This is a genomic window from Dyella psychrodurans (assembly GCF_003363265.1).
GTDB classification, from domain to species: domain Bacteria; phylum Pseudomonadota; class Gammaproteobacteria; order Xanthomonadales; family Rhodanobacteraceae; genus Dyella_B; species Dyella_B psychrodurans.
Genome location: NZ_QRBF01000001.1, coordinates 707,451 through 728,872, shown reverse-complemented (window position 1 = coordinate 728,872; position 21,422 = coordinate 707,451). Strand labels below are relative to the sequence as shown.

The window sequence follows — 21,422 nt, the reverse complement described above, 5'->3', positions numbered from 1 at the left end:
AGAATCGACGCCGAATGATGGGGAAATCCTGGGAAATATGACAGCGCGGGCATTGCGACCCTTGTTGTCGCAAGCGTAATCTGAACCCATAAACCCGAACCTTCAGGGCGGAACGCCATCGTGCTATGAGCACCTCATCCTGCGGTTTCGACCCTATCCAGGTCTTTGAACGCATTTCCGAGGCGCTCGCGGCGGTCGACGAGCAGTGGCGTTATACCTATTTGAATACTCAGGCCTGCGCGCTGCTGGGGCGCGATGCCTCGGAACTTATCGGCAAGCGCGTAGGAACCGAGTTTCCGGATGGCATCGGCCAGACCATCTGCCAGGCATGTGAAAAGGCCGTGAAGAACCAGATGGCGGTATCGCTGAGCATCCTGGTTCCTTCGCGCCAACGTTGGCTCGAATACCGCATTTATCCGGCCGGCAATGGCACGACGATTTATTTCCGGGACGTCACCGAACAAAAGCAGGCCGCTCAAACGCAGCTGCATGATCAGCAGGTTTATGCCCGCGCGCAGGAGATTGCGCACCTCGGCAGCTGGGAGTGGGACGTCGCCACCAATCAGGTGATTTGGTCCGACGAGCTTTATCGCATCTACGGAATCTCTCCCGGCGAACACGAGGCAACGTTCGAAGGTTATCTGGCGCGCGTGCATGAAGACGATCGCGCGCGTGTCATGGGCATCATCAAGCAGGCGCTTGCCGATCATCAGCCCTACGAATTCGAAGAGCGCATCGTTCACCCTGACGGCGTCGAGCGCACGTTGTTCAGCCGCGGGGTGGTTCAGGTGGACGACCTCGGGCAGCCGGTTCGCATGCTTGGTACCTGCCAGGACATCACCGACCGCAAGCGTGCGCAACGGCTTGCCGTCGGGCAGCACGACATTCTGGTAGGCGTGGCCGCGCAACATCCGCTCACGGACAGTTTGGAACGGATCGCGCGCCTGCACGAAGAACTCAATCCCGGCGCGCTGTGCTCCATTTTGTTGTTGGATGACACCGGGAGCTACGTGCTTCACGGCACTGCGCCGAGTCTGCCCACCGCCTATAACGCTGCCTTGAACGGCCTGGCCATCGGCGACAAGCGCGGTTCTTGCGGAACGGCAGTCTGGCGCCGCGAACGCGTCGTGGTGGCGGACATTGCAACGCATCCCTTTTGGGAAGGATTCAGTGGGCTGGCTCTGGCGCATGGACTCAAAGCGTGCTGGTCCACGCCGATCTTCGGCAGCGGCGGGCAAGTGCTCGGCACCTTCGCGGTGTATTACCGCGAGCCGCGCGAACCGCGGCCGGAAGAGCTTGAGAGCATCGATCGGATGGTGCCGGTGGCCGGTGTCGCGATAGAAAGCGCGCGCCTGGTCAACCGCCTTCGCGTGCGCGACAGCTTTTTCGAAATGTCGCTGGAATTGTTCTGCATCATCGATCCGGCGACGGAGCGATTGGTCCAGTTCAATCCGTTTTTGCAGCGCCTCACGGGGTATTCCATCGACGAGCTTGCCGGCCGAAGCTATCGCGAGATATTTCCCGCCGAGCGGCGCGAACAGTCATTCAACGAAGCAGGGCAGAGCATCCACGAGTTCGTGACGGGTTGTGCATGCAAGGGCAGCCATGAACGCGTGCTGGAGTGGGTGTCCTTCGCTGCGCCGGACGGGCTGGTCTACGCCGTGGCGCGCGACATCACCGAGCGACGCCAGATGGAGGCCAGCCTCGCCTATGCCTCGTCGCACGACGCCATCACGGGGCTTCCGAATCACCCGTTGTTCGAGCAGGAACTGGGAAAGATCCTGCACGACGGGGCTCCGCCTGTTTCGGTCTTCGCCATCGGGCTGGATCGCTTTCGCGTCGTCAACGAATCGGTGGGCCATCTGGCCGCCGATGATGTACTCAAGTGCCTCGCGGTGCGTCTCGAAGGCGTCGTGCACGATCTTGGACACGTGGCGCGTTTTGCAGGCGACCAGTTCGTTATCGCCGTCGTGGGACTCGACGCCGCGAGCGCGCGTGCCATGGCAGAAAAACTACGCACTGTCATCGCTGAACCGCTTGAAGGCGAGAACTATCGATTGTTGCTTACGGCCAGCGTGGGCATCAGTCGTTTTCCCGATCATGGACGCACGCCGGAAGAACTGCTGCGTCGCGCCGAAGCGGCGATGATCCAGGCCAAGCGCGAAGGACGGGATCAGGTTACAGAGCTCACCCGTGCGCAGATGATCGAACTGGAAGATCGCGTGACGCTCGGCTCTCATCTGCGCGATGCGGTAAAGCGCGGCGAGCTGGAACTCTATTACCAGCCGCAACATCGAGCCACCGATCTGGAATTGACGGGTTTCGAGGCGTTGCTGCGCTGGAACAGTCCTCGGCTTGGGTTCCTGCTGCCGGGGCGATTTATCCCCATTGCCGAAGCGCTTGGACTCATGCCGGAGATCGGCAATTGGGTGTTGAACGCCGCCTGCCAGCAGATGCGCAAATGGCTCGATCAGGGGCATGGCAATTTCATCGTTGCCATCAACGTATCGGCACAGCAGCTCAAACGTTCCGGTCTCGCGGAGCGCGTGAGCGAAGCGTTGCAACGACACGGCGTGCCGGCGTCGATGCTGGAAATCGAAATGACCGAGAGCTCCGTCATGGAAAACGTGACGCGCGCCAGGCACACGCTGGCCAGCCTCAAGAATCTTGGCACGCGGTTGTCGTTGGACGACTTCGGCACGGGGTATTCCAGTCTTTCGTATCTGCGTCTGTTTCCGATCGACAAATTGAAGATGGACCAGAGCTTTGTCAGTCACCTGCCGGGTGAAACCAGGGACGCCGCCATCGTCCGCACCATCGTGATGCTCGCCCATCAGCTGGATATGGAAGTCGCCGCCGAAGGCGTGGAAACCAAGGAGCAGGCGGTGCTTCTGGCGGAGATGGGATGCGATGGCCTGCAGGGCCACTATCTTTCGGCAGCATTGCCGTTTAGAGCTGTAGAAGGCTATTTTCGCGCCGTGCGCGCCGTCGGACATAGCGGCACCGGATCGGGTACCTGAGGCAGCGATAGCTGCCCCGGAAAGGGGCGCCAGTAGACCCACGGCGGCAAGAAGAGCAGGCTAAAGGCCACAGGGATGGTCATCGGGTCAGTAGCCTGCGCGGGCGTCCTGGCCTTGTAGCGGGCAAAAACGATATGACGAAGCCACGGCAACGCTGGCGTCCGATTTCACTGATGCCGGCTTTCAAATTCGCTATCGGCAGCGCAGCCGAGACGGCTCACACCCAGGCGGAAAATATGCGCCTGGCGATCGACCAGCCCGACCTGATCGACCGCATGGAACTGACGCGCATGCGGCTGGTTTACGAAGACACTGCCCAGCAAGTGGACATGTGCCGCGAACAACTGAAACGCTGGTGCGGCGAATGCACGACGCCGGAGCAGGTCAAGGCCCTTGAGAGGCTGGCGGGCATCGTCAAGCAATGGGCCGACGATACCAGGCTGGTGCGCGACGCGATCGATACTCTCTTGCATGAAGGATGACGATTAACCTGCTGCCACCCCATGTCAGCAGCGTCGCGGCGAGGATGAGCTTTCGCGTCCGCGACTAGGCATCATAGACACTTCCACACAGCTGCTTGCGACGTTTGCATGTCTTCCCATCGCTCTTTCGCGCCGACGCTTCTGGCGATTGGTGCACTGCTGATCGCCATGTCCTCGTACCAGTGCGGTGCGGCGTTGGCCAAGCAGCTGTTTCCGCACATAGGCGCGCAGGGAGCTACCGCGTTTCGATTGGGGTTGAGCGCGCTGATGCTTCTGGCGGTACGGCGCCCATGGCGCACCGTGCGGCGCGATGCCGATTGGCGTGCGCTGTGGGGTTACGGCCTGTCGATGGGCGTGATGAACATGGTGTTCTACATGGCGCTGCGCACGATTCCGCTGGGTATTGCGGTGGCGCTGGAATTCACGGGACCTCTGGCCATCGCGCTGTTCAGCTCGCGCCGCGTGGTGGATTTCGCCTGGATCGTGCTGGCGGTGATCGGATTGCTGTTGTTATTGCCATTGCGCGGGCAGGTGCACGCGCTCGACCCGGCAGGCGTGCTGTACGCGCTGGCTGCCGGCGTAGGTTGGGCGCTGTATATCCTGTTCGGGCAGAAGGCCGGTGCGACCCACGGCGGGGATGCCGTAACGCTGGGCATCGCTATCGGTGCATTGGTGGCGGTGCCTGTGGGTGTCGCTCATGCCGGCACGGCGCTGCTCTCGCCGGCATGGCTGCCGCTTGGCCTGGGCGTGGCTGTGTTGAGTTCGGTGCTGCCGTATTCGCTGGAGATGGTCGCGCTGACTCGTCTGCCGGCGCGCACGTTCAGCGTATTGCTCAGCCTGGAACCGGCGATTGCCGCGCTGGCTGGCGTGGTGTTCCTGGGCGAGCGATTGGAAACGCTGCAGTGGCTGGCCATTACGGCCATCGTCGCAGCGTCCGCAGGTGCTGCGATTGGCGTAAGCCGGCCCGCCGTGGAGCCAGTGGTCAATTGAACGTGAAGACAGCTTCCGGTCGGCTGGGATGGCCGCACCACTTCATTATGGTCTGTAGTCCTAATCCGACAACCAGTAAGGTCCTGCGCTGATTTCCCAGAGTGACGCCCAGGTGCACTCTATAGCGGCTGGATAGCCATTCCTCTGTGCATCCGGCGGTTAGCGACCCTTTGAGCTTCATCGACCCCCTAGGATGAAGCTCGTGGCCCCCGAAAGGGGGCCTTTCTATTTCAGCGCACGTGCAAGAACTCGCGCCATGCGGGTTCGGCGACTCAGGACTTTCCGCACTGGTGGGGAAGCCCGCTCGACGTAGGATCGAAATCACCTATGCACGAGGAGCGCCGCTCATGGACCGTCCATTTAAACGCGTAAAGAAGGCCGCCTGGCTCGGTGGCGTATGCGCGGGCCTGGCCTACGCCCTTGGTGTGCCGACGTGGGTGATCCGGGCGCTATGGTTGGTATTGTTTTTGGGTGCCGGCATCGGTGGATTGATCTATCTTGTCCTGTGGCTGGTGGTGCCGCTGTGGCCGGCTGAGCCACTCGATTACGACACTGTCACGGCCTGATCATCCGCAAAGCGGGGTGGCTCTCGCTTCCCAGAAAGACACTCCGCACCATTTTGTCGAACGTTGGCCATCGATGCTGATTCGTCTACAACCGTTAACGTTGCCGCAGATCGACGCGCGACTGATGGGAACGGAAACGGTCAATGGCCTGCACCTGACGGAGGATGTCGTTCCGCACGCCGTCCTCGCCATGGCCTCCGCCGCGCTGAAACGAGGACAGCTGCCGCAATGGTGGCAACCTCGCTTGTTCCTGCTCGGCTATCCGCCCATTGCGGTAGGCAGTGCAACGTTCAAAGGCGAGCCGGTCAACGGTCGCATTGAAATCGGCTACGGCGTCGCTCACGACTATGCGGGATGCGGTTACGCAACGATGGGCGTGCGCTTGATGGCGGCATACGCGTTTGCGCATCCGGATGTCGACGAGGTTTTAGCGGAAACCGGCATCGACAATATCGCCTCGCGACGCGTGGTGCAGAAAGTCGGTTTCACGCTTATCGGAGAGCGCGATTCCGAAGATGACGGTTTGCTGGATCGATGGCTTTTATCGCGCGATAGTTTTTCCGGATAGCGGGCGGCCATGCACTGCCTGCAACTCAAAAAACCGGATGAGTTTCACTTTCCTCCAAAACACGCTGGACCCTTTATTTTCATTAATGGGAATGACCTCATGCTCAAAACGTTGTTTGCAACCGCGATCGCTGCCGTCATGGCAGGTGGCGCGATTCCATCGCTTGCTCATGCACAACAGGCCAACACGCTGACCGCCCAGGAAAAGGCCCAGGGTTGGCAGCTGTTGTTCAACGGAAAGAATCTCGACGGCTGGCACTCCTATCTCCAGAAGGGCCCCGCCAAGGATTGGAAAATCGAGGACGGCGCCATCATGCTGGAGCGTTCCCGCACCGGCGACGAAAAGGATTTTGCCGATCTCGTCACGGATGCCGAATACAGCAATTTCGACCTGAAGCTGGAATGGAAGATGACGCCGTGCGCGGATAGCGGCGTGATGTTCTACGTGCACGAATCGCCGAAATATCGGGAAACCTACGAAACCGGCCCCGAAATGCAGATTGCCGACCTTGTCTGCACGAAGCCCGACAGCCAAGTTCTGTACGAACGTTCCGGCGATCTCTTCGATCTCATTTCATCGGATGTCGAGCGCGTGCATGAAGCCGGCAACTGGAACCAGTTCGAGATCATCGCGGATCACGGGCATATCCAGTTTTTCCAGAACGGGTACAAGGTGGTCGATACCTATTTCTGGAATGACGACTGGCGAAAGCTGGTCGCGCGCACCAAGTTTGCGCAGTGGCCTGATTTCGGCACTTTCAAGACGGGGCATATTTCGTTGCAGGGGACGGAAGACAAGGGAGAGCTTCCGATCCGCCTGTGGTTCAGGAATATCAAGCTGCGGCAGCTATAGCTTTTGCTCGTCATTCCGGCCTGCGCCGGAATGACGGCCTAGGCGGAGGCCTTTCTCAGCTCTTGGTCTGAATCACCAACACGGTATCGATCGAATCAAGCGGCTTGGCGGGCAACTGCACGTCGAGCTGCTTGCCGTGTTGCGTCACTTTGAGCGGTGTGTGATGCGGATCGGCCAGCAGGTACGCGCCCGTGGCCTGGATGTCGGCGTCATCCACATGGAACGACTTGCTGGGCCACTGGAACAGGTGGACATAAACCTTGCCCGGCTTGCTGGTGGCGCGCCAATCCCAGACCGGAATCCAGCGCGGCTTGCCGTCCTGATCCTTTTCACTCGACGAAAAGCTGCCATGCGCATCGGCGAACGGTGTCGGGCTCGTGCCATAGATCGATTCGCCGTTGACGTCGAGCCAGTGACCGATCTGCTGCAGGCGTTCCGCTTCGGGCGCCGGGATCACGCCGTGCGCATCCGGTCCGACATTGAGCAGATAGTTGCCGCCCTTGCTCGCGATATCGACCAGGTTCTGCAGCAGCACCTTCGTCGATTTGAAATGCGTGTCGTTCGACTTGTAGCCCCACGTATCGTTGATCGTCATGCAGGTTTCCCAATCCTTGCCGGAAAAGCCCTGCGGCGGGATGTGCTGCTCCGGTGTCTCCGTGTCGCCCGGGTAGCCGCCGCCAAGGCGGTTGTTCCAGATGAGCTGCGGATATTGATTGAGCAGGCTCACGATTTCCGAGGAAAGCTGCGGTGTCATCGCGGCGGTGGGCGTATCGAACCAGAGCACGTCCGGATGGTAAGTCGCCAGTATTTCCTTCAGCTGCGGAATCGCCTTCGTGTGCAGGTAGTGGGCAAAGTCGCCGTCTTGCGCTTTATCCCAGTGGCCGCCCATGGCCGCGCCGCCCGGCGCGGTCCAGTCTTGCGCCTGCGAATAGTAGAGGCCGAACTTCAAACCTTGCCGCCGGGCCTCGTCGGCCAGTTCGCGCAACGGATCGCGCTTGAACGGCGTGGCGTCGGCGATGTTGAAGGGGTTCGCCTTCGAGGGATACATCGCAAAGCCGTCGTGGTGCTTGGACGTGATCACGATGTACTTCATGCCCGCTGCCTTGGCGAGCGACACCCATGTATGCGCATCGAATTGCGTCGGGTTGAACTGCGGCGCGAACTTCTTGTAGTCGGCGACCGGGATCTTGCCGGCATTCATGATCCACTCGCCGGCATCGTCGACAGGCTTGCCCTGCCAGAAGCCGGCCGGCACCGCATAGATGCCCCAGTGGATGAACATGCCGAACCGCGCCTCGCGCCACCAGGCCATGCGCGCATCGCGTTGCGCAGGGGTCTCCGTGTCCTGGATGGCCGCAACCGGATGTGGCGTCGGCGGTGCGCCGGCCTGTGCCTGCGTGCCGGCCAAGGCTGCGGCGATCGAGCAGGCGACGGCGTATCGGGCCAAGCGGGATTTCATATGCATTTGCAGCTCCGGTGAGGTCGGATCGCCTAGCCGATCCGTTGGAAAGCGGATCTCCAGCTAGTGTGCACTTATGAAATATAGATTTACAAGTGAGCGATGGCCGCAAGCTGCGAGGCGCTCCGGACAGGCGCCAACGTCGGTCCCACGGGCTTGCATCACCGCTGCGGTTCGGTGATTCGCAACTGAGGTTTTCCCGCAAGCGACTTAAGCGGGAAATAGGCGCGATGGGTGGTCTCGTCCACCGCCACCACATGGGCGTTAGGCCCAAGCACCGCCGTAGCCACGGGAGTGAGCACCTGTCCCTGGAGATGGAACAAAGAAACCTCGCCGGACTCGCCAGCCACGTACAACCAACCCAGGCTGCGATCGAAGGCCAATACATCCGGATCTTTGGCGACATCGAACGTGGACAGCACACGCTTGTTCGACAGATCCACCACGATCAGCTTGTCGTTGTCCTCGCAAGCGATGAAGGCGAGATGCGTGGCGGGATCGATGTAGAGACCATGGTTGCCTTCCGCGCCGGGCAGATCGATGTGGCCGATCACTTTGTCCGTCGCGGGGTCGATCTCCACCAACTGCTTGCGCGTCTGCACATTGGCGAAGATGTGCTTCGACACTGGATCGTATTGCGTGTTGCCCACTTCGCCACCCAACGGGATCGTCGCTACCCGAGTGTTCGTGCGCACATCGATGACGGTGTCCGTGCCGCCATGTTCGTCCGACACATAGAGCTTGTGGACCTCGGGGGCATAGGCCATGCCATCCGGGTAGTCGCCGGCGGGCACGCGTGCCGTGATCTTCAGGGTGGCCGGATCAATCGCCACGACTTCATCCGTGCCCGTGGCCGAAGCATAGACGCGCCCCAACTCCGGCACGAACAACACGCCATGCACATGACTGACGTCGGACACATCCGCCACGACCTTCCGGGTTTGTGTGTCGAATACCGTGACTACGCTGTCGCCCAGGTGCGCCAGATAAAGGCGGTGCGCGGCAGGATCCAGACTTGCGTAATCCCAGCGTGTGGTTCGGCCTGTCAGGGGCGCATCGGCCACCGTCGTCAGCGGCAAATGCCCCTTGGCGGTGTCGCTACAGGCTGCAGGCGAAGCAAGCAGCAGCAGTGAAGCCAGCGCGGACAATGCCGGGGCGTGGTTGGGGATGCATCGATGAATCATGCCTCTCTCCGATACGGGTGACGACTTTCGGAAATTATCAGCGACCTGGCTGAGACGTGCCTTATCTTTGGCTGCCTTCAATGCGCCTGTACATGATCCACGCCGGTCGTGGTGTGTTTAACAGTGTCCAACACGTCGCCCATCTGAAAGCTCAGATCGGCGAAGAGCTGTCCGATCAAGCTGCGGCGGATGAAAAGCATGGTGTCGTGATCGCCGTTCGTGGTGGCGGTGCCGGCGAGTTGCGCCATCAAAAGCAGCTTGTCGCGAATCATGCATAGATCGTCGTAGTGATCTTGGGACAGCTCGTAGCTTTCCGCGTTGAACAGGGTGTGGATGGGGTTGTTCATGGGCCTAGTCCATTACCGTAGGTCGCGCCACGTATTGCGCGTGGCGCGAAGGGCTACAGGAAAAATCCTGCACGTAGTGTTGGAACTTTCCGGTACCGTTTTCTACGTGTGCCCATTGTGGCCCGACGCCGCGCAGTATGAGCGGCGGTGAAGCAGTACAAATATCGGCTTGGCGGGGTCACGCGTATGCGTGCGTGCCGTATGATCGAACATAACCATGGTCAACTGTTCCCTAGTTGGTTGTGGCCAGCGGATCGTTTGGCTGGTACCCAGGCGATCCGCGCTACTTCACTCATGTCGGGCGTGCCGGGCTCATCTAGGTGGATGGGCACGCCCGACGAGTGGACCATCGCATACCTGCGACGCGGTTTCTGTCAGTGCACGCGGATTTGGTGTTGGCGGTAAAGCCGATACGTTGTCTGCCTACGCGCCATTTTTTGCTATGCAAACCCCATCGCCGCTGTTGACTCGGTTGCACCCGCTTTGCGGTGCGGACGCGATGCCAAGTTGAGTTTCTTGAATTTGGAAGTGAATTTGGCACCCATTTCGCGCCGATTTGGTATGTTCCGCCGAACCCGTCGAGTGCATAAAGGATACCTGTGACTAGATTGCTACTGGCCGCTTTGGCCTTGCTCGCAGTGGGCGCCACGCCGATAACCTTTCATCAAGCAGGCGCGGATGCAGTCGACGCCATGGTGCATGTCTTCTACACCGGAGACGGAACGTGGCGGGAATGCGCCACTGCGGATTGTCATGCGTCCAATCAGGACTGGGGCGTCGACTCGATGACCTACACGCTCTGGCTGCATTGGAAAACGACCCAAGATCCGAAGGTTGTGCCCATCATGGATGCGCTGGTGAAAACGGCGCCGTCCTATCCCGAGCCTTGCACCGAGGGTGTGAAGTGCAGTTCGTGGAGCGACGTTCCGGAGTGGGATTCGATCGCGGCGTCACGCGAATACGAAATTACGCACGATCCGGTCGCCTTGCAAAAAGCCCGTGCGGCTTTCGATTTTGTAGAACATGCGCAAGTTTTTGCACGCGGCGCGTGCCCGGCGATCAACTACCAACTCGCCGACGGCGGAACCAATCACCTCAAAACCCTTGAAACCGATGCGAATGGGGTGAAGGCCGCAATCCTGCTTTACGAGACCACGCACGAGCAGCGCTACCTTACGGCGGCATCGGCGCGTTATGCGGCGATACGCAAGTATTACCTCGACCCGAAAGTGCCGCTTTACAGCGTGTACGTCTTCGATAACGGCACGGCGTGCGAGCAGGTGCCGCATCGCTTTTTCGCCTCGGTGAACGGCGACATGATCTGGAATGGATTGCATCTCTATCGCGCCACGCATGATGACGCGTATTTGCAACAATCGCTCGCCACGGCGCGCGCCATCGACGAACACCTGTCCGACTCGCGTGGCATCTTCGCGGATCTTCAGGCCGAAAACGACATCGTCGAGCCCCTGGTCGAAGCGTTCTACGAACTCGCCACCGAACGCCATGTGCAGACAGCGCAGCAGTGGTTGCTGCGTAACGCGGCGGTGGCGTGGTCAGCCCGCGCGCAAGATGGTTCGTTCGGGCGTTTCTTCGACGGCCCGGCTCCCACCGCAGTGACCAGCGTCTGGCAAAGCAACGGCGGATTCGCGCTGGAAGTCGCGGCGGCGGCAGTCGCGCCGAAGACGACGGTTTCAACGACCAACGATTGGTCGGGTGCGCATTTCACGGCGCGCGACGTCAGCCTGACGTCGGAGCCGATTGCGTTCGACGGTTCGGCCATCGCGTTGATCGGTACCATCGGCGACAACTGCTGCGAAGCCGGACATGCGCGTGTCATCGTCGACGGCGTAGAAACCTTCGACCAAAGCGGCATCTGGCAGAACAAATCCAGCAACGGCCGGCACGTGCCAAACGCCATTTTGTTCGCCTGGCGCTGGCCCAAGGCGGGCCATCATACGATCCGCTTTCTGCCGGGGACCGAAAATGCCAAAGAAGGCGGGGCGTATCTCCATCTATCCGGCTATTCGGTTTTGCCCTAGCGGAATGTCGGAAGAGCCGACCGCTTTCCTGTTGAACCAAAAGGGAGGGGCAGGGTACTTATCTGGGATATTCTCCAAAAGCACCCTTACCTCCTTTTTGACTCCTTTATTTACCCTTTTTTTTGCTCTTGTTCGTCTAAGCTAACCTCAGTCGCTGTTACCCAAGGCACCGGAAGGAGGGAAGCATGCCAGACGTCAGCTGTGTGATCGATTGGCCGGGTACGATGACATTTGTACTCGATCTGGTTGTCGCGTTGGCTACGGTTATCATTGTGGTGCTGGCATGCCGCGCTTTCTCCACATGGCGAGACGTGGAGTTGGGAAAGGCTGACTTTGAACTTGCGCGACGCCTCCTGACGGTGGTGTTTCGCACCCGCGATTGGTACGCGGCTGCCCGCCGCCCGGTGATCATGCCCGGGGAACTTCCCAAAGGCTTCGACCTGAACGCTACGGGGCAAGAGAAACACGATGCCTATATGCACATGTTCAACAGCCGATTCAAACCGGTGCAGGAGAGCTGCGTCGAGTTGCAGACGTTGAACTGCGAGGCGGAAGCGCTTTGGGGCACCGAAGTGGTAACACGCATCAGGCACGTACTTGTGTGTTGCCGCAAATTGCAGACGGCCATGGAAGTTACCTTGCACATCTACGCCTCATCGGCATCACCCGAAAGGCTTGAGCAATCCGTCCGCAAGTTCGACAGCCAGCTCTACGACTATGAGCAGGAGATCATGTCCGATGGCGCCGAGGGTGACGACAATCCCCACACGGTAGAGATGAAAAAGGCCGTAGAGGGGGTTGAGCAATTCGTGCGCGAAAAGCTGTTGCAAAGGGCGAAAGTTCGCGGTGCCCAACCCGTCCCACCGAATCCGAATCCGTAAGCTCGCCGCGCAGCCTTGAGGGCGAAAAAGGGCCGAAGTGGTTTTTTCTTCAACAAAGCACTACGACCCTTTTTTTACGCTCACTGCACCCGCGTAAGCGTTGCCCTGAAATTGGTCTCCCAGGTCTTGCCGCCGTCATCCGAGAACGACTGTTCGAAACGATGTGACGTCGGGGTGATGTCCGACCAGACCTGGCGAACCATGATGGTTCGACCCTTGTAGGTCTCCTGATGGTAAAATTCGCCGCGCCCGCTCTTGAATTCACCGAACATCGGCCGACCGATGACGCCGTCGCCGACGGCTGCCGCATTGAGGCTCCACTGATGCGTTTCCGGGTTGTAGAGAAAAAGCAGCAGATCTTCCATATGACCTGTCGGGCAATCGGCTTCCAATTCTTCCATCTGGGCACGCCCATCCCAAACCTTGCGCGCCACCAGCTTGCCTTGGCAGCTGACCCACGTGGTGGAGCCGGTCAGCGGATGCTGGAGCTTTGATATATCGCTGGTCCAGGTGCCGAGATGGAAATCGAAATCGTGCTGTCCGTCCTGTTGTGCAGGCGACTGGGCACTCGAGCAAAGCGGAAGCGTGGCGGCCGTCAAGCCGACTAGCACTGCAACAATCAGCGTACATGCAGAAGACGTTTTGAAAGACATGCGGCACCTTGGGGATTGGGAGAGTCGAGGGCCATGCTACTGTGGCGTGCACGGCGTTCCAGTACCGTATTGGATGGCTAAATCGGACCGATATCAGGGGACTTATGCCACGCAGCTCCCAAGGCGTATTGCTACCGCCGTTAGCCAATAGTCATCCACGACGCGCCGATGTCTACCTCGCCCTGCGCGACGCCGTGCTGCAAGGAACGCTTGCGCGCGGAGAACGGATGCCATCCAGCCGTAAAGCCGCGACCGACTATGGCGTGTCCCGTGGTTTGATGGAGGAGGTGTATGCCCAGCTGGTGGATGAAGGTTTACTGGAACGCGTCGTTGGGCGTGGCACATTCATTGCCGAACGGGCAGTGAAGAGAACAGATCCCGCCGTAAACGGAAAAGCACCACAGCGCGTGTCGTCCATCTCGACGCGCGGGCTCAAACTTGCCGGCAATCTCGCGTGTCGCTTCACGCATGAGTTCAAGCCTTTCAACGCCGGCGTGGCGGACACCACGGCATTTCCCTGGCAGATCTGGCAACGCATCCAGGCGCGCGCTGTTCGCGACCTGAGACGCGCCGACATGAACTTCACCGATCCGCGCGGCCTTCCTGCGCTGCGCCAGTCGCTGGCTCATCACCTTGCACAACTGCGTGGCGTGCGCTGTGTGCCGGAGCAGGTGATCATCTTCAACAGCATCCAGCAAGCCTCGTACTTGTTGGCGTTGTTGCTGACGAACCCGGGCGATGCAGCATGGGTGGAAGATCCCGGCTATCCCGGTACGCGAGCAGCGCTGGAACTTGCCGGGGCCGCCATCGTGCATGTACCTGTCGACCGGCAGGGTTTGCAAGTAGAAGAAGGGTTACGACGCGCACCCCATGCTCGGCTCGCCTGCGTGACACCATCGCACCAGTTTCCCTGCGGCTTCGCCATGAGCGCGGAGCGCCGTATCGCGCTACTGGAGTGGGCGCAGAAACACGAAGCCTGGATCTTGGAAGATGACTACGACGGCGAGTTCGGTCATGCGCGCCAACCGGCTACGCCGCTGCATTCGCTGGATCAACATGCACGAGTGCTTTATCTCGGCACGCTCAGCAAATCCATGTTCGTGTCGCTGAGACTCGCTTTCGCCGTAGTGCCGGAAGCGATGGTGGAACAGCTCGCAAACATCCGCACCCAACTCGATGCCTTCAATGCGCCATTGATACAACTGGCCATGAGCCGATTCATGGACGAAGGCCATTTCTCCACCCATGTACGGCATATGCGTAACGTCTATGCCGAAAAAGCCGCCGTCCTGACCGAAGGCCTAAAGCCGCTCGCCAACCACGGCTGGACTTGGGAGAAAGGCACGGCGGGACTGCAAATCCTGTTGCGCCACCCCAATGCACGGCAAGTGCAACGCACGGCGGAGGCCAGTGGCCTAGAGGTGCACTTACTGAATTCCTATCGCCATAAACCTGCCGATGACGACGGTTTGCTGCTGCGTTTTGGCGGACTCAGTATTCCCGCCATACATCTTGGTGTTGAGCGGCTGGTGTCCGTTGCGAAAAGTAATGGTGGTAGTTAAGTGGGTTAACTACCTCCATCCCGCTTTCGTCGGCGCCCGGGCCGTTGTCGAAATCTTTGGAGAAGATAGGTTTTGCACCTATAGGAAACTAAGGCTAGAGGGAAAGAGATGCGGGACTATTGCGGGCTTGCCTTTCCTGACTCAGTCCAGGACACCGTTATGGCACCCATTTTCAAGGAGGCGAGATGAACGAAATTGACGAAGGTGACGATGAGTCGTTTGCACTTCCGCCCATGGTTGGAAAAATTGGTGAAGGAAATATTGAGTGGGTTAGCCTAGAGGCAATAGATTTTGAGTTGCTCGGCTATTTTTTGTCGTGCCATCTCATTATCGAGCACTACTTAGATAGTTTCTTAAAGAGCTTCTATCCAAATCTAAAATGGAAAAAGGCTAAGCTATCGTTTGCACAGAAAATTGATTTGCTCACTACGATGTGGGTGAGTGACGATAAACATGACTCCATCCCTGCGCTGAAGCACATGAATTCTTTGAGAAATAAGATAAGCCATCGCGTAAACTTTTCGCTTTCAATGGATGACCTTCAGCCTATGGTCTATTTTTTGAACGGGATTAGTGAGCGAGCGTTGCATCTGCCAACGCCTCTGCGAATACTTCGCGTCTTCACGACCATGGTATGTGTCAGCTTTGCAGGTAATATTTCTCGCCGCGCTCGGGGCGTTCCCTAGAATAAGGGCGGAGATGGAAGTCACTTAAACTTGGTCAATGACGGTCATGTCGCCACCTTGTTCGTAACGTTGTTGCTCTCCCGCTCCGGCAAATCTCGCGAGGAACGCACTTGCAAATCTATCTTTTGCATGGTTGCCGTTTTGTGCCGCATTCAGGGTTCGATTGAGGCTTCCAATGAATAAGTCAGCTAGCTGAATCGGGATAAGCGTCTTCGAATCAATAGCATGGACGAGCGATACGTGAAGTTGGTTGTTAAACTGTGCTTTAGAAACATTTTCCAAGGCGAGTTCTAGGTTCGCAACAGAGAGTTTGTCACGTGCTTCTTCTTCGGCGTCCTTGAAGATACTTATGGAACGGGGTAGTGGGGCTCGGCCACTTTCATGTTCATGACGGACGCCACGTACAAGAAGGTGAAGCAGCAAGTCATCGAGGACTCTAGGAATGTCACCATGTCCTCTTCGTTCAATCGTAATGGCACGGAAACTAATGGTTGCGGCAAAGGCGTCAAGAATGTTGATGACCTCCATGTAGCGGTCAGCATTGCGGTCACTGATTTTTGTAAAGTGAAGTTCTTCCTTGAAACCAGTGCGCTCTCGCCATTCTTTTAGTGCGTTATCCACATTGTAGACGTCTTCACCTATGAGGAACCAAACACTGCCGACAATGAGAAAGTTGTCAGTTTTACCACTTTCATCTGAGTAGACAGTCAATGTTGAAAGTGGTGGTTGGTCATCAATTTGGCGAGCCCTCTCTTCACCTTCCTTGATCCCCCGTCGTTTGCGAATGCCTTCGGAGGCTTGGAACAAGTGATATTCGTTTTGTATCTTGGCTCGTGCCCTTGCAAGGTCCGTCAAGCGGGTGAGTTGGTAGAGATTTTCCAATGTCACCGTGTTTGGGCCAGATAGAAGATCTCGATTAAACGTTCGCCAGTATTGAACCTGTAGGGTGACATCGGAGTCTCTGGCCGAAGGGTAACGGTTGAGTACCCAAGCAACTCGCGTTTGCAAATGGTTGGTGTCGCCAGCCGCAAACTTTTCCAGGAATTTGGCTTTTTCTTTCGCAAGCTTCTCCTCCTTGGATAATTCCTGCTTTTTTTCAGGACCCTCACCGTTACCTTCTAACTCGTGGTTGCTCATGTGCTCCCCTGTGTGTGGTGACTCCCTTATCTCAGCAACTCAAAACTTTAGACTGCTCCCCCTAAGTGTGCTTCTTTACGGATTGCGCGGATAAAGGCTGGACATCTGCCTCCGTACTAGGTTGACTTATTTTCAGTAGCGTAACCACGTGGATAGTCAAGCTTGGCCGATAAAATCGCACCAAAGCAAAACGCCCGACGATTTCTCGTCAGGCGTTTTGCTTTGATGGTGAAGGTGGCTGGAGTCGAGTCCGCATTTTTTGAGATACGCCAACGGTTTGAGGGTTGTGCTTGACCAGAAAGTGACTATTGGCTCTCAAAAAAGACAACACCGTTTCCAGCTGAAGAGATAGCTCGAAGATCTGCCAATGGGAGAGCTGCGATGCCAGCAAATACGAGTCGCGCGTTGCCAGCTGCCGCTGCGGAGGCAATCGCCCTGAGGTCCGCGACACTACGACCTTGAAAGCTCATGCCTTTTCCCTTTTGACAATTGGAGAAGTCCAACAAGAACGGTGCCTGGTTGACTTAATTTTGGTCAGCCACCCGAATTGTGGGTGGCTGGTCGTCGTCACGCGCCGAAGTTAATGGCTGGTACTTTCGATTATACGAACTGCGGCTTTGGATTCGCTATCGGATGGCGGCTTCGGAACTGGATTTGGATAGTAAATATCGTCGCCGCAATACAGCCGCCCATTGACGTCATATCTAGTCCCTGAGTAGCCATTGCTTACCGCATCCCATATCCAGCCGTGTTCGTCAATCACAAAGACTTCAGCGATGAGATATACGAGGCCCGTACCCTTATTAGGCGGGAGACCATTGCGTACTTGGCTGTACGCGTCCCACGGATGCGCATATGGAAATGAGGGATTATGCGGAGTGGGTCCAATTGCCACCCAGGTATTCGTGGCATGAAAGTATTGGACACCGTACAAAGATCCAGGCTGCACGCTCAGATGTTGTGCATCCTTCGCGTCTTTGTTGATGAAAACAGCGCAAAATTTGCCATCCATCAGCGCTTTTATAAGGTTGTCTCGAATGCCTGTTGGAGCATCTTGGTGCTGATCCATCGGTGAACCCGCTATTCCCATGGCAGGAATTAGCAGTGGAATGCCAACTAACAACGACAAGCCAAACGCACTGCGTTTCATAGTTGCCTCCGATATTAGTTCAAGTGATGGCGGTACCCGCGATCGCACAACGAGCCGGTCGAGGCTACTCCGGAGATCGTGATCAAGCCGTCACAATGACTGAGCCACCCCCCGCCAGACATTTGGGCACTGATCATTTTTTCACGGGTCTATTGTCTCTTCGGGTGAGGCGGCACCGAATACGCTTTAGGCCGAGGCAGGTCATTTGCCACTTTTCACACTGTCAAATCCCTTTGTTGCACATCATAAGGAGTGCCGCGTCATATGCCGAACGAAAAGTCGCTCGTTACCGTTGCGGGAGCGGGTGTAAGTTTGGATGTGCGTTTGCTTTTGGGGGGCGAAAAAACGAACCGAAAAAACGAACCGGAGGTAGTTATAAGTGAATTAACTACCTCCGGTTCGTTTGCCGATCAGCTCGCCCTGCGCTTTTTTTACTCTTTCCAGCCAAATAGCCGGTGCTCCACTTGTTTCCAAATATGACGAACCACGTCACAAAATGGAGGGTGGTATCGTTTCACCTGCTAGAAAGATCTTGCGATCGCGGCGCTCGCACCCCTGCTAAATATTTGACCAACTGGTTGATTAAAGGGGACTTGAAGAACCCTTTGTCTATCGAACAACAGCCAGTAAGCGACATAGCCGCCAAGTAGGCACAGATCCTGCTTTTGTTGCCGCTGTCGCTCATGACGTACTGAGTGGCATAGCTTCAGGTTGCTCATCGAGGAGGCAACGTCCTTCTTGAAGAGCTTATGAAGGACAGTACAGCCGACAAGATCAAGCGAATTTAAGGGGCAATTGGAATGCTTCTCTCTGATACAGGGTACACGGGTCACGTACGTTTCCTCGGCAAGGGTTTTGGCGTCGCAGTACTTGCTGTTGGCTTGTTCTTAAAGTCGACCATTGCGACGGCGCTGCCCACAAGCACGGTCTATTTCGCGGGCATTGCGTACACCTCCAATGCTTCAAATGTCGAGCAGACATTCCCCCATGTTTCCAAAGCCTTAGCGAGTGGCGGAAACACCACGCTCGATAACAGTGTCCGTAGTTCGATTCAAGGACAGTCACTCCCGGAAACCATTTCGTTCGATTCGTTAGGCTCCGTCAAGGATGCCTCGAAGTCCGTCGCGCTTGCGCTCGGCCTGGATGCGGAGTCGGCATCGGTCGAACACATCGGCGATGTCTACAAGCTTCGCGTAGAGGTTTCTGCGGAGGCACTCTTTTTTGACTTCAAAGAAAAGCAGGTGCTGGGGGGCTTTCCCTTCATCATCGATTTCATCACGGTGAGTCCGACGCCTCCGACGGATGCCGACATTCAAAAGGCATTTGAAGGCCTTCTTTTCGGCACGGATGGCATGCACTCCTTAACGGGCGAATTCGTCAAAACGCTGAGCCGCGCACAAGTACCGCTGGCATCCAGCAAACACTTGCGCGTGACATCGTCCACGCTGGATACCAAGGCTGTCGACTACCTTCATCAATACGCGCCACAAGTCGATGCGGCGGCGATACCCCAGCAAGTCGCCCAGGCGTTTGGAACGTATCTGGCATCCAACCAGCGTCTATCGGTACTGCCTTACAGCAGCAATCAGGCACTGGGATCGTCCATGGCTGCTCGTTTCATCGAGGGCGAGTCCTACGACCTAAAAATTCCTGAGGCCGACTACGACATTCGCATCAACGTGGCGGGTTTCAAGAAGATTAACCAGTCGAGTTCCAGCGTGGCGACGGTCTATCTCTACGGCGCTTTCGTCGATCTGACAGTTTTAGAACCGCTTTCCAATCACGTGTATTTCTCACAGCGTATCAAGCAAGGCCAAACCAAAACGGTGCCGACTGCGCAGACAAATGTGGATGACTGGTCGCCTGCATATGACACGCTCAAAACGCTCTTTTTCAATTTCACCAGTTCGCTGTCGGATCCGCATAACCCATGGCTGAAGTCTGGGCTTCCCAGCGACGCCCAGGCACAGAGCCAGTTCCAATCTCTAGGGGAGTTAATTCAATCATGTCGATGAAGCATTGGGGCTATGGCGCCATCGCCGGTATCTTCGCGTTGCTTGCTGTACCGGTAAACGCTCAAACCGTCTCGGAAAAGGGGATGGCAACGGTGCCTTACACAGGCTGGTCGTTGAGTGCACCCCAGCGACAGGATGCGTTGAAGAAGGCCGAAGTGAATGCATTGGAGCGCTACATCGCCGATACCAATGCGGCACGCTCGCGCATTTTCGAGTCCAAGCAGGATCAGTTTACAGCTCACATCGACGACTACATCCTGGGTAGTACCGTTTTATCCGAAAATCAGGACAAACAAGCGAAAACCTATTCGGTCGTGATTCGTGCAGACATCAACAGCACGCGGCTCATGAACGATCTGGGTACGGGCGCGTCATCTGCGACGGACGTAGCCTCCGCTGGCCACAACACGATGACGTTTCTCTTTGTGGCACGTAGCCAGTCGAGCGTTCAAAGCTTCGACGACAAGGTCTACAAGCGCACAGACGCCGACAGCTCGATGACGAGCTCGACCAACGAGGGCGAGTCCGTTCAGGCGCACAACATCGGAACGTCGGACTCGACCCAACAACACTCCAGCCAGGCGACAACTAGCGGTGGAAGCGTCACGCGCAAAGCGGACAAGGTGGATTGGTCGGTGACCAACGCCAGTGAAGTCGATACGGCGATGACCGGTATCTTTTCCGACGCGGGCTATGACGTCGTGGAAGCCGATCAGGTAGAAGGGGCCAGCGGTGGCATGGTGAATATTGCGAACATTCGCGACGCCTATAGCCACGGCAATGATCTTCCCTCGAACATCATGTACAGCACGACCCAGGGCGTGCAGCGTGCGGGTATCGGCTACTTCGCCTTCGGCACGTTGGATGTAGGCATGGCCGACAAAGACCCGGTCAGCGGCAATGTGCGCGTCTTTGTGACTGTCACCGGCAAGGTACTCAATGTCCAAGGGCGCTTTGCGCGCACCCTGGTCTCGATCGGACCCGTGCAGTACGCCGGTCTGGGACCGGACGCCACCGTCGCACGAACCAATGCACTGAAGGAAGCGGCCAGTCAGGCCGCCCACCAAATGGTGGACGAGCTCAGCAATAAAGGTATTCGCTGATCGTCACTCTTTTGCCTACTAAGCACTAATCAGAACAGGGGAATAGCATGAAAGGTACGAAATTAGCTCTCACCGCTTGCATCGTGTCGGCTCTCTTCGCTGCATCCGCCGCGAATGCGCAGTTCCACTTGCCATCGCTGGGTACGGCAAGCACAACCAATTCATCTTCCGATGCGTTGGCGGCTCAGGATCAGCTGGTTAAGTCTTTTATTGCATCGCAAAGTGAAGTGTTGAACGCGCAGTCGTTGCTGGCTCAAGCATATGGCCTGAAAGACCAGGCGGCCGCCTGTGATGCGCAGCAGAAGGCATTGCAAAGCACAGGTACCGACACCAATGCGCTGCAGAAGACAGTGGATGTGTCCAATAGTGCAAACGAGGCGATTGCCGAACAGCAGGCCAAGCAAACGACGCTGACGGCCGAAGAAAAGGAATACTACGCGCAGAGCCTGCCACACTTTGCCAAGGGCGTACTGGGCACGCGTGATGTCGTCATGCAGGCCGAGAAGTTCACGGCGACGGCGAAAGGTTCGATGACCGGCATGTCCGGCTTGACGACCGGTTTAACGAAGCTCAAGGCCGGCGCCTTCGTCGCGAAGTCGACACCGTCATACTCCAAAAATCTCTTTGATGTTTTCCGCAAGACCATGACGATCAGCCAGAACAACGGCGTCAAAGTGCCAAGCGACGCGACCCAAGCGCTGGCTGGCCTCTGAATCGGCGGATGA

General features: G+C 57.4%; 19 protein-coding genes. 13 read left to right on the top strand and 6 right to left on the bottom strand.

Going from position 1 to position 21,422, the window contains the following annotated elements; all coding sequences use genetic code 11:
• The first annotated feature begins 125 nt into the window (after positions 1 to 125).
• The 6 genes from DWU99_RS03365 (at position 126) to DWU99_RS03340 (ending at position 6,478) form a co-directional block, all read left to right on the top strand.
• Positions 126 to 3,020 (top strand): sensor domain-containing protein, encoded by a 2,895-nt coding sequence (locus tag DWU99_RS03365; RefSeq protein ID WP_115476566.1) that lies wholly within the window; start codon positions 126 to 128, stop codon positions 3,018 to 3,020.
• Positions 3,021 to 3,256: 236 nt separating this feature from the next.
• Positions 3,257 to 3,502, top strand: a complete 246-nt coding sequence (locus DWU99_RS03360; RefSeq protein WP_158543227.1) for a hypothetical protein — start codon at positions 3,257 to 3,259, stop codon at positions 3,500 to 3,502.
• 108 nt (positions 3,503 to 3,610) lie between these two features.
• Complete coding sequence (gene rhtA / locus DWU99_RS03355) at positions 3,611 to 4,492, top strand: threonine/homoserine exporter RhtA (protein WP_115476563.1); 882 nt, start codon at positions 3,611 to 3,613, stop codon at positions 4,490 to 4,492.
• Between the two features lie 347 nt (positions 4,493 to 4,839).
• A complete protein-coding gene (locus tag DWU99_RS03350; protein WP_115476562.1) occupies positions 4,840 to 5,058 on the top strand; it encodes a PspC domain-containing protein in 219 nt (72 codons plus the stop codon).
• 73 nt (positions 5,059 to 5,131) lie between these two features.
• A complete protein-coding gene (locus DWU99_RS03345) occupies positions 5,132 to 5,626 on the top strand; it encodes a GNAT family N-acetyltransferase (protein ID WP_115476561.1) in 495 nt (164 codons plus the stop codon).
• 99 nt (positions 5,627 to 5,725) lie between these two features.
• On the top strand, positions 5,726 to 6,478 hold the full coding sequence (locus DWU99_RS03340; RefSeq protein ID WP_233510845.1) for a 3-keto-disaccharide hydrolase: 753 nt from the start codon (positions 5,726 to 5,728) through the stop codon (positions 6,476 to 6,478).
• Positions 6,479 to 6,533: 55 nt separating this feature from the next.
• Here DWU99_RS03340 and DWU99_RS03335 read toward each other — a convergent pair whose 3' ends face one another.
• The 3 genes from DWU99_RS03335 to DWU99_RS03325 form a co-directional block, all read right to left on the bottom strand.
• Complete coding sequence (locus DWU99_RS03335) at positions 6,534 to 7,937, bottom strand: alpha-L-fucosidase (protein ID WP_158543226.1); 1,404 nt, start codon at positions 7,935 to 7,937, stop codon at positions 6,534 to 6,536.
• A gap of 161 nt (positions 7,938 to 8,098) precedes the next feature.
• Positions 8,099 to 9,121, bottom strand: a complete 1,023-nt coding sequence (locus DWU99_RS03330; RefSeq protein WP_233510844.1) for a YncE family protein — start codon at positions 9,119 to 9,121, stop codon at positions 8,099 to 8,101.
• A 77-nt stretch (positions 9,122 to 9,198) separates the two neighbouring features.
• Positions 9,199 to 9,468 carry an XAC0095 family protein gene (locus DWU99_RS03325; RefSeq protein ID WP_115476557.1) on the bottom strand — a complete coding sequence of 90 codons (270 nt, stop codon included), beginning with the start codon at positions 9,466 to 9,468 and terminating at the stop codon, positions 9,199 to 9,201.
• 599 nt (positions 9,469 to 10,067) lie between these two features.
• Here DWU99_RS03325 and DWU99_RS03320 point away from each other — a divergent pair.
• Positions 10,068 to 11,510 (top strand): YyaL domain-containing protein, encoded by a 1,443-nt coding sequence (locus DWU99_RS03320; protein ID WP_147292880.1) that lies wholly within the window; start codon positions 10,068 to 10,070, stop codon positions 11,508 to 11,510.
• A 185-nt stretch (positions 11,511 to 11,695) separates the two neighbouring features.
• A complete protein-coding gene (locus DWU99_RS03315; protein WP_115476554.1) occupies positions 11,696 to 12,391 on the top strand; it encodes a hypothetical protein in 696 nt (231 codons plus the stop codon).
• Between the two features lie 80 nt (positions 12,392 to 12,471).
• Here the strand turns inward: DWU99_RS03315 and DWU99_RS03310 are convergent, their stop codons facing one another.
• Entirely contained in the window at positions 12,472 to 13,044 is a 573-nt protein-coding gene (locus DWU99_RS03310) for a hypothetical protein (protein ID WP_115476553.1), read from the bottom strand.
• A 104-nt stretch (positions 13,045 to 13,148) separates the two neighbouring features.
• Between DWU99_RS03310 and pdxR the strand changes: the two genes are divergently transcribed.
• Both pdxR and DWU99_RS03300 read left to right on the top strand, forming a co-directional pair.
• Complete coding sequence (gene pdxR, locus DWU99_RS03305) at positions 13,149 to 14,606, top strand: MocR-like pyridoxine biosynthesis transcription factor PdxR (RefSeq protein ID WP_115476552.1); 1,458 nt, start codon at positions 13,149 to 13,151, stop codon at positions 14,604 to 14,606.
• A gap of 185 nt (positions 14,607 to 14,791) precedes the next feature.
• Positions 14,792 to 15,292: a hypothetical protein gene (locus DWU99_RS03300; RefSeq protein ID WP_115476551.1), complete on the top strand. Its 501-nt coding sequence runs from the start codon at positions 14,792 to 14,794 to the stop codon at positions 15,290 to 15,292.
• Between the two features lie 24 nt (positions 15,293 to 15,316).
• Here the strand turns inward: DWU99_RS03300 and DWU99_RS03295 are convergent, their stop codons facing one another.
• Both DWU99_RS03295 and DWU99_RS20765 read right to left on the bottom strand, forming a co-directional pair.
• Complete coding sequence (locus tag DWU99_RS03295) at positions 15,317 to 16,429, bottom strand: DUF3800 domain-containing protein (RefSeq protein ID WP_115476550.1); 1,113 nt, start codon at positions 16,427 to 16,429, stop codon at positions 15,317 to 15,319.
• Positions 16,430 to 17,009: 580 nt separating this feature from the next.
• Positions 17,010 to 17,579, bottom strand: coding sequence for a hypothetical protein (locus DWU99_RS20765; RefSeq protein ID WP_147292879.1), 570 nt, complete (start codon positions 17,577 to 17,579; stop codon positions 17,010 to 17,012).
• A gap of 800 nt (positions 17,580 to 18,379) precedes the next feature.
• Between DWU99_RS20765 and DWU99_RS03290 the strand changes: the two genes are divergently transcribed.
• Genes DWU99_RS03290 through DWU99_RS03280 form a run of 3 tightly spaced genes read left to right on the top strand, consistent with a single transcriptional unit; the run spans position 18,380 to position 21,410 of the window.
• Positions 18,380 to 19,594, top strand: coding sequence for a hypothetical protein (locus DWU99_RS03290; RefSeq protein ID WP_115476549.1), 1,215 nt, complete (start codon positions 18,380 to 18,382; stop codon positions 19,592 to 19,594).
• Positions 19,585 to 20,697, top strand: coding sequence for a hypothetical protein (locus DWU99_RS03285; protein WP_233510843.1), 1,113 nt, complete (start codon positions 19,585 to 19,587; stop codon positions 20,695 to 20,697). Before DWU99_RS03290 ends, DWU99_RS03285 begins: the two co-directional genes overlap by 10 nt.
• 47 nt (positions 20,698 to 20,744) lie before the next feature.
• Positions 20,745 to 21,410, top strand: coding sequence for a hypothetical protein (locus DWU99_RS03280; RefSeq protein ID WP_115476548.1), 666 nt, complete (start codon positions 20,745 to 20,747; stop codon positions 21,408 to 21,410).
• Positions 21,411 to 21,422: the final 12 nt, after the last annotated feature.

Excerpts from the sequence above, each read along its gene's own strand:
- pdxR (WP_115476552.1), top strand. The coding sequence starts at position 13,149 with ATGCCACGCAGCTCCCAAGGCGTATTGCTACCGCCGTTAGCCAATAGT.
- DWU99_RS03330 (WP_233510844.1), bottom strand. The coding sequence starts at position 9,121 with ATGATTCATCGATGCATCCCCAACCACGCCCCGGCATTGTCCGCGCTG.
- DWU99_RS03310 (WP_115476553.1), bottom strand. The coding sequence starts at position 13,044 with ATGTCTTTCAAAACGTCTTCTGCATGTACGCTGATTGTTGCAGTGCTA.
- DWU99_RS03315 (WP_115476554.1), top strand. The coding sequence starts at position 11,696 with ATGCCAGACGTCAGCTGTGTGATCGATTGGCCGGGTACGATGACATTT.
- DWU99_RS03290 (WP_115476549.1), top strand. The coding sequence starts at position 18,380 with ATGCTTCTCTCTGATACAGGGTACACGGGTCACGTACGTTTCCTCGGC.
- DWU99_RS03335 (WP_158543226.1), bottom strand. The coding sequence starts at position 7,937 with ATGAAATCCCGCTTGGCCCGATACGCCGTCGCCTGCTCGATCGCCGCA.
- DWU99_RS03285 (WP_233510843.1), top strand. The coding sequence starts at position 19,585 with ATGTCGATGAAGCATTGGGGCTATGGCGCCATCGCCGGTATCTTCGCG.
- DWU99_RS03300 (WP_115476551.1), top strand. The coding sequence starts at position 14,792 with ATGAACGAAATTGACGAAGGTGACGATGAGTCGTTTGCACTTCCGCCC.
- DWU99_RS03340 (WP_233510845.1), top strand. The coding sequence starts at position 5,726 with ATGCTCAAAACGTTGTTTGCAACCGCGATCGCTGCCGTCATGGCAGGT.
- DWU99_RS03360 (WP_158543227.1), top strand. The coding sequence starts at position 3,257 with ATGCGCCTGGCGATCGACCAGCCCGACCTGATCGACCGCATGGAACTG.
- DWU99_RS03280 (WP_115476548.1), top strand. The coding sequence starts at position 20,745 with ATGAAAGGTACGAAATTAGCTCTCACCGCTTGCATCGTGTCGGCTCTC.
- DWU99_RS03345 (WP_115476561.1), top strand. The coding sequence starts at position 5,132 with ATGCTGATTCGTCTACAACCGTTAACGTTGCCGCAGATCGACGCGCGA.
- DWU99_RS03350 (WP_115476562.1), top strand. The coding sequence starts at position 4,840 with ATGGACCGTCCATTTAAACGCGTAAAGAAGGCCGCCTGGCTCGGTGGC.
- rhtA (WP_115476563.1), top strand. The coding sequence starts at position 3,611 with ATGTCTTCCCATCGCTCTTTCGCGCCGACGCTTCTGGCGATTGGTGCA.
- DWU99_RS20765 (WP_147292879.1), bottom strand. The coding sequence starts at position 17,579 with ATGAAACGCAGTGCGTTTGGCTTGTCGTTGTTAGTTGGCATTCCACTG.
- DWU99_RS03365 (WP_115476566.1), top strand. The coding sequence starts at position 126 with ATGAGCACCTCATCCTGCGGTTTCGACCCTATCCAGGTCTTTGAACGC.
- DWU99_RS03325 (WP_115476557.1), bottom strand. The coding sequence starts at position 9,468 with ATGAACAACCCCATCCACACCCTGTTCAACGCGGAAAGCTACGAGCTG.
- DWU99_RS03295 (WP_115476550.1), bottom strand. The coding sequence starts at position 16,429 with ATGAGCAACCACGAGTTAGAAGGTAACGGTGAGGGTCCTGAAAAAAAG.